Annotated in this window: 9 protein-coding genes; 3 read left to right on the forward strand and 6 right to left on the reverse strand. The window is 50.4% G+C overall.

The window, feature by feature from the left end; translation table 11 throughout:
• Positions 1-68 precede the first annotated feature (68 nt).
• On the reverse strand, positions 69-2,120 hold the full coding sequence (ppk1, locus tag ACJJIY_RS02400; protein ID WP_445359010.1) for a polyphosphate kinase 1: 2,052 nt from the start codon (positions 2,118-2,120) through the stop codon (positions 69-71).
• Positions 2,121-2,480: 360 nt separating this feature from the next.
• Complete coding sequence (gene ppk1 / locus ACJJIY_RS02405; RefSeq protein WP_444934264.1) at positions 2,481-4,529, reverse strand: polyphosphate kinase 1; 2,049 nt, start codon at positions 4,527-4,529, stop codon at positions 2,481-2,483.
• 385 nt (positions 4,530-4,914) lie between these two features.
• On the opposite strand from ppk1 (ACJJIY_RS02405), the gene ACJJIY_RS02410 reads away from it, so the two are divergent.
• From ACJJIY_RS02410 to ACJJIY_RS02420, 3 genes are all read left to right on the forward strand, one after another.
• On the forward strand, positions 4,915-6,387 hold the full coding sequence (locus tag ACJJIY_RS02410) for a Ppx/GppA phosphatase family protein (protein WP_445359011.1): 1,473 nt from the start codon (positions 4,915-4,917) through the stop codon (positions 6,385-6,387).
• A gap of 15 nt (positions 6,388-6,402) precedes the next feature.
• Positions 6,403-7,926 carry a protein adenylyltransferase SelO gene (locus ACJJIY_RS02415; protein WP_445359012.1) on the forward strand — a complete coding sequence of 508 codons (1,524 nt, stop codon included), beginning with the start codon at positions 6,403-6,405 and terminating at the stop codon, positions 7,924-7,926.
• 183 nt (positions 7,927-8,109) lie between these two features.
• Positions 8,110-8,529 carry a DUF2147 domain-containing protein gene (locus tag ACJJIY_RS02420; protein ID WP_108734638.1) on the forward strand — a complete coding sequence of 140 codons (420 nt, stop codon included), beginning with the start codon at positions 8,110-8,112 and terminating at the stop codon, positions 8,527-8,529.
• Between the two features lie 64 nt (positions 8,530-8,593).
• Here the strand turns inward: ACJJIY_RS02420 and ACJJIY_RS02425 are convergent, their stop codons facing one another.
• The 4 genes from ACJJIY_RS02425 to ACJJIY_RS02440 all read right to left on the reverse strand — a co-directional run bounded on the left by ACJJIY_RS02425 (position 8,594) and on the right by ACJJIY_RS02440 (position 15,869).
• A complete protein-coding gene (locus ACJJIY_RS02425) occupies positions 8,594-9,673 on the reverse strand; it encodes an HlyD family secretion protein (protein ID WP_282931136.1) in 1,080 nt (359 codons plus the stop codon).
• A complete protein-coding gene (locus ACJJIY_RS02430; RefSeq protein ID WP_444915437.1) occupies positions 9,666-10,115 on the reverse strand; it encodes a MarR family winged helix-turn-helix transcriptional regulator in 450 nt (149 codons plus the stop codon). The genes ACJJIY_RS02425 and ACJJIY_RS02430 overlap by 8 nt, the downstream gene beginning before the upstream one ends.
• A 137-nt stretch (positions 10,116-10,252) precedes the next feature.
• Complete coding sequence (gene parC / locus ACJJIY_RS02435) at positions 10,253-12,502, reverse strand: DNA topoisomerase IV subunit A (RefSeq protein ID WP_282931134.1); 2,250 nt, start codon at positions 12,500-12,502, stop codon at positions 10,253-10,255.
• 304 nt (positions 12,503-12,806) lie between these two features.
• The gene (locus ACJJIY_RS02440; protein ID WP_445359013.1) at positions 12,807-15,869 is read right to left on the reverse strand and encodes a hypothetical protein; all 3,063 of its coding nucleotides are present in this window, start codon (positions 15,867-15,869) and stop codon (positions 12,807-12,809) included.
• Positions 15,870-16,015 lie beyond the last annotated feature (146 nt).

Below are 16,015 nucleotides of genomic sequence, written 5' to 3' on the forward strand. Positions count from 1 at the left end.
TAAATAGACCTTAGTTGAGACACCCAGTTAGGCCTCTTGGGCACCGTACAATTTCCCTTCTGCCTTTTTTAGTACCTCTGAGAATGCTTCTTTAAATAGCGGTAGATAGCGTCCTGGGCCCGACAACCTCTACTCCCTTCATTAGCCAATCTGGTATTGGTTTGACCGGCATCAATTAAGCGGGCCTTCTGATTATCATGCCACTGTAATTCCATGATCTTCTTAATGGTTCGGAGGTGTCGAGAATTGGTCACCGGGTAAGTGACTTCGATCCGTTGATCCAGACAGCGGTTTTTCAGGTTTGCAGAGGACATCCACATCAGTTCATCGCCACCATTATGAAACACATAAATCCTTGCGTGCTCCAGAAACTTATCCACCAAACTGATCACCTTAATATTGTCGGATAATCCAGGAGTGTCGCATACCAAAGAGCACTCACCGCGAACGAGTAATCGAATCTCTACTCCCGCAGCGCTCGCCCGATAAAGGTGGGCAATCAGCTTGCTGTCTATCAGGCTGTTGCACTTAAAGAATATGCCAGCTTTACGCCCAGCAAGGGCAGCCTCTATTTCCCGGTTTATGGCCTGCTCAAACGAACTTCTCAATGAGAAAGGAGAAACGATAATATGCTTGAAAACCTGTTTTGTATTGGGGAATCGCATAAACTCAAACAAGTTATAGATGTCGCGCCCCACTCCCTGATCATTAGTCAATACACTGAAATCACAGTAGACACGGGCAGTACTCTCGTTAAAATTCCCTGTTCCCAACTGGGTATAAAAACGATTCTTTCCCTGCTCACGGCGGACTACAGAAATTAACTTCGCATGAACCTCCATTTCAGGAACGCCGTAAACAACCAATACTCCTGCTTCTATTAATTTACGGGACCAATAAATATTGGCTTTTTCATCAAAACTCGCCCGCAATTCAACAACCGCAATCACTTTTTTATTATTTCTAGCCGCATTAATTAACGCCGCGATCACTCTTGAGTTTTTCGCCATTCGATACAAGGTAATACGTATCTCTTTTACCTGCGGGTCAATAGAGGCCGAGGCAAGGAAATTTGTTATTGCCCAAAAATCATGGTACGGATAACAAAACAACCCATCATCGGCTTGCAGTTGATCAAAAATATTTTCACTGGTAGATAAAGCCAAAAGTGGCGCCGGCCTTCTATATCGACAACTTTTGGAGTCCGGGGCAAAGCCCATAAGGTCTTTGGAGTTGTGATAACGCCCACCTGGGGTATAACTATCCCTGGACCCCATCTTCAGCTTTTTCTTAATCAGCTCCAACAGTGCATTAGGCATTTCCATGTCGTAAGCAAGACGTACCGGCTCTGCACGCTTACGCTGTTTGAGCGACCGTTCAACACGTTCGAGAATATCCCGGTTGACATACTCCCCCAGCTCAATATCTGCATCTCGACTTATCTTGAACATATATGCCTTGGCAGAAAGAATAGGCAGGACATTGCGGAAGACTTCTTCCAGGCACACTCGAATAATATTATCCAGAACGATGTAAACTTTCTCTTTCCTGCCTTGGCGCGATGGGATTTCGAGGAAGCGGGGAAGAATAGCAGTGGGGATTTCCATAACTGCATATCTGCTTGGCTCCCCTTTTAAATTCAAAGTGATAGCGAAATAGATATTGTTGTCACTCAGCAATGGCATTGCTGATCTGCCATCGATAAAAAAAGGCTCTAACTCCGGTAAAACCAGGCTATGGAAATAATTTTTTACAAATCCCAACTGATGGCTATTTAAGCTATCTTCTCGAACAAGATAAATACTATGCTTTTTCAACCCCGATAACACTTTGACATAAGCTTCGGCATAGCGCTTTTCAAGTGTCAAAATACGATCATTAATAGTTTTCAATAGCTGGGAAAAGTACTCCCTCTGCCCCACACCAGAATCAATACTCGCCAACCTCCGTACACCAGCCACCTTAATGCGGAAAAACTCATCCATATTCTGGGAAAAAATTCCGAGAAAGTGTACCCGTTCGATAGCTGGGACTGTTTCATCCTCGGCTTCCTGTAGTACTCGTTCATTAAAAGATAGCCAGCTTAATTCGCTGGGAAATAGAGGAATATCATTCAGCATAGATAGAGCACTTCACCAACGCTTCTACTATTGATCACCAAAATACAGATACCAGCCTCCCCAAATCCGCCCTACTGGTACAGAGCTTAAAATCTGGCTAACTATAAAATAATAGAACAAGGTGACAGCGTATTTTTGGATTCACTCCTTGTGATATCGGCTATAAAACCAAAAGTAGAGCTTCTATCTTGGTAGCGGGATCAATAAATAAAGGAAAGATGCACTCTATCATGAGTGATAGCCTAAATTGGGTAGAATAATGATGTTAGCAGTGCAAATGGTATTTGTGACCCCACAGACAAACTGAAGGGTCACCTTTTTATCTAGGGAAGGTCTACAGCCCATTACTGACGATCTATACTACTCCGCCTCGCGCTGCTTTAAAAAGCGATAGATGGCATCCTGAGATCGACAACCTTTTCGTCCCTCATTAGCTAACTTGGAATTTGTTTGCCTGGCATCAATCAGCCGTGCCTTCTGATTATCACTCCACTGCAATTCCATAATTTTGCGAACTGTAGCCTGGTGCTCCGGATTCATAAGCGGGAAAGTGACTTCAACTCGCTGATCCAGGTTTCGTTTCATCAGGTCCGCCGAAGACAACCACATCAGCTCATCACCACCATTGTGAAAAATATAGACTCTGGCATGCTCCAGGTACTTATCTACCAAACTGATAATACGAATATTGTCTGATACGCCCGGAGTCTCACAAACCAATGCACACATCCCACGAACGATAATACGAATTTTTACACCTGCGGCACTGGCACGATACAGCTGCTCAATAATCTGGCTATCCACAAGGTTATTGCACTTGAAAAATAGCGCCGCTTCCTTCCCTGCCTGGGCGGCATCAATTTCACGATCTATCGCTGCAGTAATCGCATCCCGATAGAAAAATGGTGAAGTGATAATACGTTTAAAAGAAGGGCGCTTACGCGGTGCCTGCATAAACTCAAATACATTGTACACGTCCCGACCCAGCTCCTGGTTATTGGTCAATAAGCTAAAATCGCAATAGACCTTCGCTGTATTCTCATTAAAGTTACCGGTGCCAAGATGGCTGTAGAAACGATCTTTGCCATCCTCGCGGCGAAGCACAGAAATTAACTTGCAATGTACTTTTAGGTTGGGCATGCCATACACCACATTCACCCCGGCATCGCTCAACTCATGGGACCAATGGATATTGGCCTTTTCATCAAAGCGCGCCCGCAACTCCACCACCGCAGTCACTTTTTTGTTATTGCGAACCGCATTTACCAGAGCCGCAACTACACGGGAGTTCTTTGCTACCCGGTAGAGATTAATCCGAATTTCTTTTACCTGAGGGTCTAGTGCGGCAGATGCCAGGAAATTGACAATCGCATGGAAGTCATAATAGGGATAATAATAAAGCCGATCCCCTGCGCACAGCTGTGAAAATACACTTTCATTTTTCGGTAAGGCTGGCAGTGGTGTGAGGCGCTTATAGCGAAGTCGGGCGGATTCCCCCGGGAATTTCATCAGATCTTTGGAATTGTGATAACGCCCACCGGGGGTATAGGTATCATAACGCCCCATTTTCAGTTTCTTCTTCACCAGCTCCAGTAGAGCCTCAGGCATATCACCGTCGTATGCCATACGCACCGGATCTGCACGCTTTCTCTTTTTTAGTGAGCGCTCCATTCGATCGAGGATATTCTGGGTTACCTCTTCACTTAACTCCAACTCAGCATCGCGACTGATCTTGAAGGTATAGGCGCTGGCTTTAGCGATAGGCACCACATGGCGAAATATTTCTTTAAGGCATCCCCGGATAATATTATCGAGAACGATGTAGACTTTCTCCCGTTTCCCCTCACGTGGAGGAATCTCCACAAAGCGGGGAAGCGTATCCGTAGGAATCTCCATTGCCACATAGCGCTCGGTACCATCATCCAATTCAAGTGCTATCGCAAAATAGATACTGGTTTCATTAATTAATGGCATGGGCTTGCGCCCATCGATAAAGAATGGCTCCAACTCCGGCAGCACTTCCCGGTGAAAGTAACTTTCTACAAACTGGCGCTGGTTATCGCTAAGCGAAGTCTCCCTAACCACATGGATATCATGCTTTGCCAGATCCTTTAAAGCTTTGTTATAGGCCTTCGCATAGCGCAACTGTAACCTCAACACTCGATTATTAATCGATTGCAATAGATTACTGTAATATTCCTTCTTTTCTCCGCCAACGGAAAAGGCTGCTAAACGACGTACCGCTGCAACATGCACACGGAAAAACTCATCCAGGTTATTAGAGAAGATTCCCAAAAAATGTACGCGCTCAATAACAGGCACACTTTCATCTTCCACCTCCTGTAAAACACGCTCGTTAAATGAAAGCCAGCTCAACTCTTTGGGAAATAGAGGCACATCGTTAGACATTGCAAAACCATAAAACGCACCCAGTATCTGACGGCAGTTTAAAAATCCAGATCATTCTGGAAGCAGCCTTAACACGGGGCTGAGGGTCAAGATTAAGTAAAGAAATATGCCACTGAAATGTGGCTGTGAGCAAGCGCCTATAGCAATATAACGATCTAGTATGGCTTCACAGTTTTCTGCCACACTGTTTCAGTCCATAAATTGGCACAAATAAATAAAAAATATCTTTTATTTATAAAAGATATTTAATAATTTTGTAACACTTTTATAGGTGGCGCCTTTTTGGTGCGCTGTAAATTGACTGCACCCACTATTGGACTGAAAAGTGGCAAAATGAATAATAGAGCGTCCGACTCCATACATTAGCGCTTTCAGCGGGATATTGATGCAAGCTCCAAACGAACGCTATGCCGCCCTAGATTTGGGCTCAAACAGTTTTCATCTGCTCCTGGCGGAATTTCGCGATCAGCGCATGGTACGCCTGCACACAGACAGAGCCATGGTGCGCCTGGCCGAGGGGCTGGATATTAACCACCACCTGGACCCGGCGGTAACCGAACGGGCCCTGACCGCTCTGCAACGCTTCCAACCAGTGATGGATAAACTGCCCCTCGACCATGTGCGTGTTGTGGGTACAAATACACTGCGCATGGCTGCGGCCAACGCCGATGGTTTTTTGGAAGAAGTGGAATCAATACTCGGAGTGCCGGTGGAAATTATCAGCGGTATCGAGGAGGCCCGCCTGATCTTCACCGGGGTTCTCGCCGCCGCCAATGGCCCCCCTCGCTTGCGCTGCATTATTGATATTGGCGGTGGCTCCACGGAGCTGGTTCGCGGTGGTGATACTCCACAGCAACTGGAAAGCCTGGATATAGGCTGTGTTTCCTACAGTAAACGTTTCTTCGCCGATGGCCTGATCAGCCGCAACACCGTAAACCACTTCCAGCGCGCGCGGCGAGCGGCGCGGGCCGAATTGCAGGAGCTGCAGCATATTGCCGAAGGCGCGGAAGTTACCGGTTGCTCCGGGACTATCAAAGCGGTTGCCAGGATTTGCAATGATGGTGAAGTAAAGGCGATCAAGCGCGGGGATATCGATCAGCTTGCGCACCGGGTTTCCTCCGCCAAACATATCGCGGACCTGGATTTACCCTACTTGGATGAAGAGCGTCGCCCGGTATTCGCTGCCGGCTTAGCGATACTGCATGCAATATTCTGCGAACTCGACATTATGCGTATGGAAGTCTCCCCCTATGCAATCCGCGAGGGCATAGTGCACGACTTGGCCGGGCGCTTGCACGGAGGGGATCGACGTGCAGATACGATTGCCGCCATGGTAGAGCGCTGGCAGGTAGATACCAACCAAGCTAAACGTGTCAGTTCCACCTCACTCAAGCTCCTGCAGCAGTTGCGCCCCCAGTACCCACCAGAAGGCAAGGTGCGACTGCACTGGGCTATCCAGTTGCACGAAACCGGCCTGGCCCTAACTCACAGTAGCTTCCGCAAGCTGGGGGCCTATATGGTTAAACACGCCGATATGGCCGGATTTGCCAAAAGTGAACAGGAGCACCTGGCCTACCTGGTACACAACCAACGGGGAAGAATCAAACCGCCACGGGAGCACTATGGCTTCCACCCCAGCCCAGACCTTCTGTTATGCCTGCGCCTCGGATGTATTATTCACCGGGACCGCACCGAACGCAGCCTGGATGGCTTAAAGCTATATGACCAGGGAGACGCCTATCACCTGGAAGCCGATCAACAGTGGCTGGAGGATAGCCCGGCAATTGCAGAACTGTTGGAGCAGGAAGAGCAACACTGGCGCTCACAGAATCGGCCCCTAAAGATAACGGCGGTATAAGAGCCAGGGGCCCTTGTGAGCCACTTTGGACACTGGCGTTTTACGCAAATATTCACCCTACAATCAAAAGCTATGAAACTGAGCGAAGTCACTCTCGAACACCACTATGCGGATATGGGGGAAGCCTTTGGCACCCCCATAGCACCCACTCCTTTTCGCCACCCCAAGGTAATCGATACCAACCCTTCAGTGCTGCAACTATTGGGAATAGATCCCAACGAGAAATCTGACCCCGCCTGGGCCGAGCTGGGCTGTGGCGCCCGCCTGTTTAAGGGAAGCCGCCCATTTGCGATGAAATACACCGGTCACCAGTTCGGAGTCTACAACCCGGGCCTAGGGGATGGGCGAGCACTGCTATTGGGTGAAATCGAGAGTGAAGGCCGGCGCTGGGAACTGCATTTAAAGGGTGCAGGAAAAACGCCCTACTCCCGCTTTGGTGATGGCCGCGCAGTATTGCGCTCCACCATACGGGAGTACCTCGCCAGTGAGGCACTCTACGGCCTCGGTATTCCCAGCACCCGGGCATTGTGCATTGTTGGAAGCGACGAACCTGTCACCCGAGAGAAAATCGAAACCGGAGCCATGCTGATCCGAGTGGCAGAGAGCCACGTGCGTTTCGGTCACTTTGAATACCTGTTTTACACCAAGCAACTGGAGGCCTTACAGGAGTTGATCGGGGTTATTTGCCGACGCTTTATACCGGGTACAGAGGGTATGGCAGTGGGAGACCAAGCTGAAGCACTGCTGCGCTTTACCACACGCCGCAGTGCAGAGCTAGTTGCAGCCTGGCAGTCCGTAGGCTTTGCCCACGGCGTGCTCAACACCGATAACATGTCGATTATTGGCGACACCTTTGACTACGGGCCCTACGCCTTCCTGGACGACTACGACCCCACTTTTATCTGCAATCACTCCGACCACACCGGCCGTTACGCCTTTGAGCAACAGCCTGGAGTCGTACTGTGGAACCTGAATGCTCTCGCCCATGCACTGTCGGCCTTTGTCGGTGTAGACGCCCTGCGCGAATGCCTGGAGCAATTCCAGCCGGTGGTAAGCGAGGCCTATGCGCAACGTATGCGGGCCAAACTGGGCCTGGAAAGAGAAGAAGATGGCGACCAGGCCCTCTGCTCGGAACTGCTGAAGTTGCTACAACACGGCCAGGCCGACTACAGCCTATTTTTCCGCGCCCTGGCCCACTACCGGGGGGAGCGTCCGGCCAGCGCTTTGCACGAGTTACTCAAACCCACTCACCACAGCGCCCTGGATCAGTGGCTGGAGCACTACGATCGCCGCCTCACCCGGGAGACAAATAACTCCCGGGAGCGCAATCTAGCCATGCTGTCAGTCAACCCGAAATACATTCTGCGCAACTATTTGGCACAGAAGGTCATCGAGGCTGCTGAAGATGGCGACTATCATCCTTTGCGGACTCTGCGCCAGTTACTGCAATCCCCTTTCGCCGAGCACCCGGAGCGAGAAGTCTGGGCCAGTGCACCGCCAGAATCCGGCAAGCGTATCCCCTTGAGCTGTTCCTCTTAAAGGTGCCTTTGGGTAACTCACAAAGGTCCCGAAATTGGGACAAGTAGAGAGAAAAGGCAGGGATATGTGGCCAAATGCTACTTTTTGACTGTTAGATTTTACCTGATGACGACTAGCCCACTGCCCTCTCAGGTGACTTGATGTAATATCTGGGTCACCCTACTTTACATAGGAAAATAAGTGATGATTAGAAACCTGCTTCTGGCCACCTTTGGCCTGCTGTTCGCCCTGCAGGCCAGTGCTGCAGATATCCTGGGCAACTGGCGCACTATCGATGACGAGACTGGAGAGACAAAGTCCATCGTCAACATCTATGAAAAGGATGGGAAGTATTACGGCAAGGTAGTGGATCTTCTGATGAAGCCTAACGACACCGTTTGCGACAAGTGCCCAGGCGACCTGAAAGGTAAGCCCATTGTCGGCATGGATGTCATCAGCGGGCTGGAAAAGAAAGGGAAAAAATACGAGGACGGGGAAATTCTCGACCCGGTTAAAGGCAAGGTTTACGACCTGAAAGTCTGGCTGGAGGATGACAACACCCTTAAGCTGCGCGGCTACCTGGGCTTCCTCTACCGCACCCAAACTTGGCACCGAGTTCAATAAGCAACTAGGTGCAGCTCTCGGGCCCGAGTTCTTTCGGGCCCAGAAACCTCTCTCTCAAACCCAGTTAAAGCACCACCCTGCCGCTTTCACCGCTCGTTGCACGGGCCGACACCACTTTATCATCTTCACTGGTATCAATTCGTACCTTGGCGCTCATACCTGCGCGCAGAGGCGGAGAATCCTTGAGGGGGTATAGACGCAATCGCACCGGCACCCGCTGCACGACTTTCTCCCACTTGCCACTGGCATTCTGCGGCGGTGTGGAAGCAAACTCACTGCCACTGGCGGGGCTCATACTGTCCACCTGAGCCTGCCACTCAAAATCCGGGTAGGCATCCAGGGTCACTTCCGCCTGTTGGCCCGTGCGCACGCGACCCAGCTCGGTCTCTTTCAGGTTGGCCTCCACCCAAAGGCCAGTGGAGCCAATCATTTGCAGCAGGTTAATGCCCAGAGTGGCCATCTCCCCCACCTTGGGTACGGTATTGGCGATAGTGCCATCCACGGGAGCAATAATGCGCGTGCGCGATAACTGGTAGCGGGCGGTATCCAGCTGCGCTTGAGCCACTTTTAAATCTGCCTGCTCTTCCAGGGCAATACTGGGATCACCTCCCAGTTCAGCGCGCAAGCTGGAGAGCTTCTCAGCATTAATCGTGATCTGTGCACGGGCCCGCTCCAGCTGCTGGCGGGCGCTGTCCAGCTCCGCCTCGGAAAACGCCACCTTGCTCAGTTTTTCATTGCGCTCCAATTGGCGGCGGTAAAAGTCCGCATCTTTGCGTGCCTGCTGCAACGCTGCGTCTGCTTCAGCATATTCTGAACGGCGAGCGAGCAATTCGTTGCGCACCTGGGCCAGGCGCGCCTCCGCCTCAGTCACCGCCAGTTCGAAGGCCGTGCGGTCGATCTGAATCAATAATTGCCCCTTCTCCACGACCTGGTTGGCACTCACCAGTACCTGGGTGACAACACCACTAACCTCAGGCGCCAGGGAAATCTTGTCCGCTTTCACGTAAGCGTTCTCTGTCTCGACAATATCGCTGCCGCGCAACAGGTTCCATCCCCCTATCAGGACGGCCAATACCAGGAAAAAGGAGAGTGCGAACTCTCGTTGTCCGGCGCGGTCTAGCTTAATGGACAGCTTTTCAGTCACATTCAATCTCTTCACGTGTCAAATTCTTGCGCAACCGCAATAGCAGCGACTGCAATTGATCCACCTCTGCGGCGGAAAAGCCCGCAAGTGCCTCACTGCGGGTCTGCTGGGCTACACCGCCCAGTAACTCAAGGGCCGGCATTGCCTGCCCCGTCAGATAAATACGGAAACAGCGCCGGTCCTCGGGATCGGGCCTCCGCTCCACCAGTCCCTCCTGCTGGAGGTTATCCAGCTGGCGCGCCAGACTGATCGGTGCTAGGTCCAGGCGCTCGGCCAACTCTGCCTGCTTGAGGCCCTCCTCGCGCAGTAGATGCCAAAGCACCTGCCAGCGGGATCCACTCAGCCCGTGGTCCTTGGCTCTGCGGTCGAAGTTTCGCCGCAGCAGCCGTGCTGCACTGTGTAGTTCAAAACTGATTTCAGTAACGGCATCTTCCCTGGACATATCTGCTCTCCCTGTCTAAGGCCGCTCATTATAAGCCTGCTTATTATTTCATCAATGTGTGAGTTATCAATATCCCAAAACCCCATTAAAAAAGGCGGTCACTAGGACCGCCCTTTCGACCTGCATCCGGGATGGATCTATTTCTCCAGAACCTCAATCTTATCGACCTTCTGGAAGCCCCGGGGCAGCTTGTTGCCGCGCCGGCCACGCTCGCCGCGATAGTGATCCATCTCCGAGATCTTGATCTTGGTATGGCGCTTACCGGCGTGAACGACCAGTTGATCCCTGCCCTTCAATACAGCAACACCGATGACCACCTCTTCGCGGGCCGCAGCTCGGGCCGAAGTGATATTGATAATCTTGTTACCCTTGCCTTTGGACAATTCCGGCAATTCAGTCACCGGGAACACCAACATGCGCCCCTCGGTGGTCACCGCTGCCAGCAGAACATCATCGAGGCTCTCCAGCAATTGAGGGGAAAGCACCTGGGCTCCCTTGGGCAGGGTCAGCATGGCTTTACCTGCCTTATTGCGCGACTGCAAATCAGAGAGCTTGGCGATAAAGCCATAGCCCGCATCGGAAGCCAGTAACACTCGCTGCTCATCAGGGCCCATCAACAAGCCCTCAAAGGTGGCACCGGAGGGGGGGTTGATACGCCCGCTGAGGGGTTCGCCCTGCCCCCGTGCCGAAGGCAAAGTATGGGAGGCAATGGAGTAACTGCGACCAGTGCTATCGAGTAATAACGCGGGCTGGTTACTCTTGCCCCGCGCGGCAAAACCGAGACTGTCCCCTGCCTTATAACTGAGCGCTGCCGCATCAATTTCATGGCCCTTGGCCGCGCGAATCCAACCTTTCTCAGAAACGATAACGGTGATGGGATCTGAAGACAGCAGCTCAGATTCACTAAACGCCTTGGCCTCTTCACGAGCCACAATCGGGGAACGGCGGTCGTCGCCAAACTCTTTGGCTGCGGCCAGAAGCTCTTTCTTGATCAAGGTCTTGAGGCGACGCTCGCTATTCAGGGTCTTGGTGAGGGTATCGCGCTCTTTTTCCAGCTCCGCCTGCTCACCGCGAATCTTCATCTCTTCGAGGCGTGCCAACTGGCGCAGCTTGGTATCGAGAATGTAGTCCGCTTGGATATCCGTGAGCTCAAAGCGATCCATCAGCTCCTGCTTGGGCTCGTCACAGGTACGGATAATTTCGATCACTTCATCAATATTGAGGAAGGCAACCAGCAAACCTGCCAACAGGTGCAGGCGCTTCTCAACTTTATCCAAACGGAACTGCAGACGACGGCGGGTGGTAGTGGCGCGGAAAGTCAGCCACTCCCGCAGGATTTTATCGAGGGACTTCACCTGCGGGCGCCCGTCGATACCGATCATATTCATATTGACACGGTAGTTGCGCTCAAGATCGGTAGTGGCAAACAGGTGATTCATCACCGATTCCATATCCACCCGATTGGATTTCGGCACAATTACCAAGCGCGTCGGGTTTTCGTGATCCGACTCATCGCGCAGGTCGCTCACCATGGGCAGCTTCTTCGCCTGCATCTGCTGGGCAATCTGCTCCAGCACCTTGGCACCGCTCACCTGATGGGGCAGCGCAGTAATGACAATATCGCCGTCTTCCTTACTCCACAGGGCGCGCATCTTGATAGAACCGCGACCGGAGGTGTAAATCTTACGGATATCATCCCGCGGCGTAATAATCTCTGCCTCAGTGGGCATATCCGGGCCGAGAATATGCTCACACAGCTCTTCTACTGTGGCCTTGGGATTCTCCAGCAGCTCTACAGTCGCGTTGACCACTTCGCGCAAGTTATGCGGGGGAATATCCGTAGCCATACCCACGGCAATACCGGTGGTACCGTTCAATAGAATATTGGGCACCCGCGCAGGCAGTACGCAGGGCTCATCCATGGTGCCGTCAAAGTTGGGCTGCCAGTCCACAGTGCCCTGCCCCAACTCCGACAGCAGCACTTCCGAATATTTCCCCATGCGCGACTCGGTGTAACGCATCGCGGCAAAGGACTTTGGATCATCCGGCGAGCCCCAGTTGCCCTGGCCATCAATCAGGGGGTAGCGATAACTAAACGGTTGCGCCATCAGTACCATCGCCTCGTACACCGCGCTATCGCCGTGCGGGTGGTACTTACCGATCACATCACCAACGGTGCGCGCGGACTTCTTATACTTGGCAGTATTCTTCAGGCCCAGCTCACTCATGGCGTACACGATACGCCGCTGTACAGGCTTAAGGCCGTCACCGATATTCGGCAGGGCGCGGTCCAGGATCACATACATGGAGTAATCCAGGTACGCCTTTTCGGTGTACTCCTTTAACGGCAGGCGCTCTGTGGCCTCATAAACAGAGGTGTCGGTCATACAGCACTCGTTATTTTGTTCGGAAGGGGCGGATTATGGCGGACTGAGGCGGGAGGTTCAAAGGGAGCTGGTAATGAAGCACTATCTGGCAAAGGGGATTGGCATAGTCCTCACTCTCGAACTGCTTTAGTTCTATGCAAAATGGCACTACTCAGTTATTGCATTAGGAAGGAATAGGTAAATAAAAGACCTTGTGTCGGCTCCCCTTTCCTGCCGGGAACGCAGTGACTAAAGCAAAAAAGGGATTGCGGCAATTGCGCAATCCCTTTTTGAAGTTATGTATCACCAAAAGCATTGTTACTTTTTACAGAGGGCCAGAGGGGTCGCCACCAGCACATGAGGAGTAGTTACTGGCCTTAAAGCGATGCTCAAAAATCAGCTCTACATCCCTAATTGCTTCAACATCCACCACTGAACCGTAGATATCCTCCAATAAGAAGGATAAACGCCAACCTGTCGCTGCCACACTGCGTTCTTTAAATTTATTCGTAACCGTATTGATAGAACCCGCTCCAGATCCAAATACATCCAGAGCCGCACTCATAGGTACACGATAACTATTGCGAACAGCAGCCAGCTGAGAAAGTCCTGCGGCATCCCAGAACAGCGCACTGTAAGTGTTGAACTCTCCCTCAACCCCAGCAGCACCTTCATCAGTGATAACTTCATTTCCAGGGAGAGAATCCCGCACAACACTGGCACCACCATAGGTAAGGTAAGCCGGGGTTTGAACTTCACCACTAGTGCTATAGAGAATGGGGATATTAAGCTCTACTGTTTCAATCTTATCCCCATAGGCACCAGCAACCGCGATACAGCTCTCCCCATCTACTTCACTGATAATCGGTCCAGTGAAAAGGTCACTCCTAACAGGTTCTTTAACCGTACTAAACTCGATTGTAACCCAGGTGTCTGACCCGAAAGTGCGCGCCAGTAATTTCAGCTGTTCTTGGAAGGCCTCTCGGGCGCTTAAGCGGGGCCCGTTTTGCTGATTCGGATCTGGGTGTAAATAGGTTTGCTCTCTACCGTTAATACTATCCCTGTATCCGAATACATCCTCTTTGATGGAAAAGACATCTCTCTCCTGATGAGAAGTAGCTATACCCGGCGAGTCAAAATCCATCATTTTGCCGTAAAAATCCCACATATCCCCAGCACTGCGCAGATGGAATACAGAGCCTTTGCTGATATCTACATCACGAACAGCGAAAGGTTTTTGCCATTTGTACTCCAGGGCCTCGGCAGTATAGAAAAGCCACTGTTGTGCCCGATCAAAATCACTGGTCGCTTTTAAGGCCGTCTCTGTAATTCGACGAGAATAAATCAAGTCTGCAAAATAGCGCTGAGCGGCCATTGGGGCGTCACTGGTTGCAACCGCGATCAAGCTTTTGGCCTGATTCAAAATAACAGAGAGACGTTTTGCTTCCTGCACCAGTGTCGCTTCACTCTGGGCGAGTTCCAAAACAATAGCATTCACTTCGAGCCATAAGCTTTCCAGGCGGTACTGACTACCAGCTTGCAGAATTTTACCGCTGCTATCATACAGAGACGCACGGTGCTCAGCTGCAAGAGTCACGTTCGCAGCTTCGGGCAAAGTAAAATCATCAAGGGTGTCAATAGAGTTGTTAACCGCAACCAAACGATCTGAAAGTTCACCAACGGCATCCCAGCTACTACTCATGTAATTTTGAGCTGCTATAGATAGAGATTCGAATAATACCGAGTGGGAGTTGAACACTTCTTGCTTCTGGCGAATGCGATTAATCTGTTGGCCAAGTGAGCTCTGCTGCGAATGATAATCCACAACAATCTTCTCAAAACCATCTGCAACACCAGCATCTTGCGCTAAGCGCTCCACTTCCAACTCGATTTTTGCCAGGCGATTATCAAGCCGCTGAAGACTTAGGGTGATAGAATTTTGAACACTTTCTACATTCCGCGACCAAGCAGCTACTTCACTATTGTCTCGAGCCTCACTGGTGATATCTACACAGTTTTTTTCATAGCAACTACTTGGAAATCTGGCACCTAACAAACTGTATAATTTATTAGACGACAGTTCATGGCGCCCAATATAGGCGTCCGTTAATGCCTGGGCATTATGGAGGTAGTTATCATAATCCAACTTGGCAGCAGCAAGGTTGCTTTCTGCCCGCACGATAAAGCCTGTATCTTCCCTATCGAGGAACTCACTCAATATATTGAAAGCATCAAAATGTGTATCGCTGCTAAAGCCGTGTGGCACAGCTAACTTCGACATACCGAGGAAGTTGGTATCACCGGCAAGCCAGGACATAGCATTTTCCAGCTGATCAAGTTGAAAATGCCACTGCTCTACCGCCTGAGGTAAGCCGGAATGCGAAGAGACTTCAGTAAAATCAGTGCCGGAGAATAGAGTGCGTAACTCAGCTTCCTTGGCTACCAGAGTATTCTGCAGAGATAAAATCTCATCGATCATTTGAGTAGACAGGGAAGAGTTAAGCTGGTCTGACTCTATCAATAAACCTGCCTGCTGTACTTTTACAGCCGCGAGATTACTCATTAACTGGTACAGCAAGGTGATATCTTTGTACTCGCCAGGCAAGACACCGGCTGGGGCGACATCGTTTTGGGTATTTGTTATGGAATCATAATATCGAGGGCTAACTTGCCCCCGAGAACTGGTCAATTGCTGCAGATAAGTGGGCGTATTCTCTACAAGAGCCACATACTCAACGAAAGCACTATTGAGCAGGGTAAAGGCATTCCCGACATGCTCAATTTCAATAGCAGCCAGCTCTCCATTCAAACGACTGGACAGCGCCTTATCCAGAGCAATATTGGCGTGAACAATTTCTGCGACCGCCCGATCGTAATAAAGATCCAGCAACGACTGTTGCAGCTCTAAATTCGTGGGGTATAACTCTAACTGTTCATAAATCAGAGCTTCAGCAACAGAAGTACGTGCACGCTCGGGATCGCCATATAAATCAGAAAACTCTTTGGGAGAGACACTGCTAAGATAGCTATTGATGACTTCTTCAGATGTACCATCCAAGCTATACATTAAATCTAAATAACGGAATGCTGCATTATCGCGAGAATAAACCCCACCTTGCGGATCCTCTGCCTCAGCACTTACTGAATCAGCTTCGTTATAATAAAGCTGCTTACGAATAGCATCTACTAGCAGCTGACCTTCTACTTGAGTACCAATTCTAGTAGAAAAATCCAGTGCACTAGCTCCATCTAGTTTTGATGCAACTATCAATTCATTGCCAGACAACTTATCTGTGACTCCAGATTCGCCTCTAGCAGGAGAGTGCAACGACAGCCCAGCAACTAGTGCCAATCCCATAACAGCTGTCGATTTCGACGAGTATTTCATTTATTCCCTTCCTATATTTTTATAATTTATCCCTTTAGCCTGCTACATCCATCCACATACGTTCACCGCAATAAAACAATACAACAGGATAAAATTCGCACGCTTTCTAACATGGCAATTAATTTAATTCAACAACAAAAATTTTC

Source organism: Microbulbifer maximicatervae (SeqCode), assembly GCF_052468155.1.

Coding starts and splice junctions, on each gene's coding strand:
- ppk1 (WP_445359010.1), bottom strand. CDS start 2,120: ATGCTGAATGATATTCCTCTATTTCCCAGCGAATTAAGCTGGCTATCT.
- ppk1 (WP_444934264.1), bottom strand. CDS start 4,529: ATGTCTAACGATGTGCCTCTATTTCCCAAAGAGTTGAGCTGGCTTTCA.
- ACJJIY_RS02410 (WP_445359011.1), top strand. CDS start 4,915: ATGCAAGCTCCAAACGAACGCTATGCCGCCCTAGATTTGGGCTCAAAC.
- ACJJIY_RS02420 (WP_108734638.1), top strand. CDS start 8,110: ATGATTAGAAACCTGCTTCTGGCCACCTTTGGCCTGCTGTTCGCCCTG.
- ACJJIY_RS02430 (WP_444915437.1), bottom strand. CDS start 10,115: ATGTCCAGGGAAGATGCCGTTACTGAAATCAGTTTTGAACTACACAGT.
- parC (WP_282931134.1), bottom strand. CDS start 12,502: ATGACCGACACCTCTGTTTATGAGGCCACAGAGCGCCTGCCGTTAAAG.
- ACJJIY_RS02440 (WP_445359013.1), bottom strand. CDS start 15,869: ATGAAATACTCGTCGAAATCGACAGCTGTTATGGGATTGGCACTAGTT.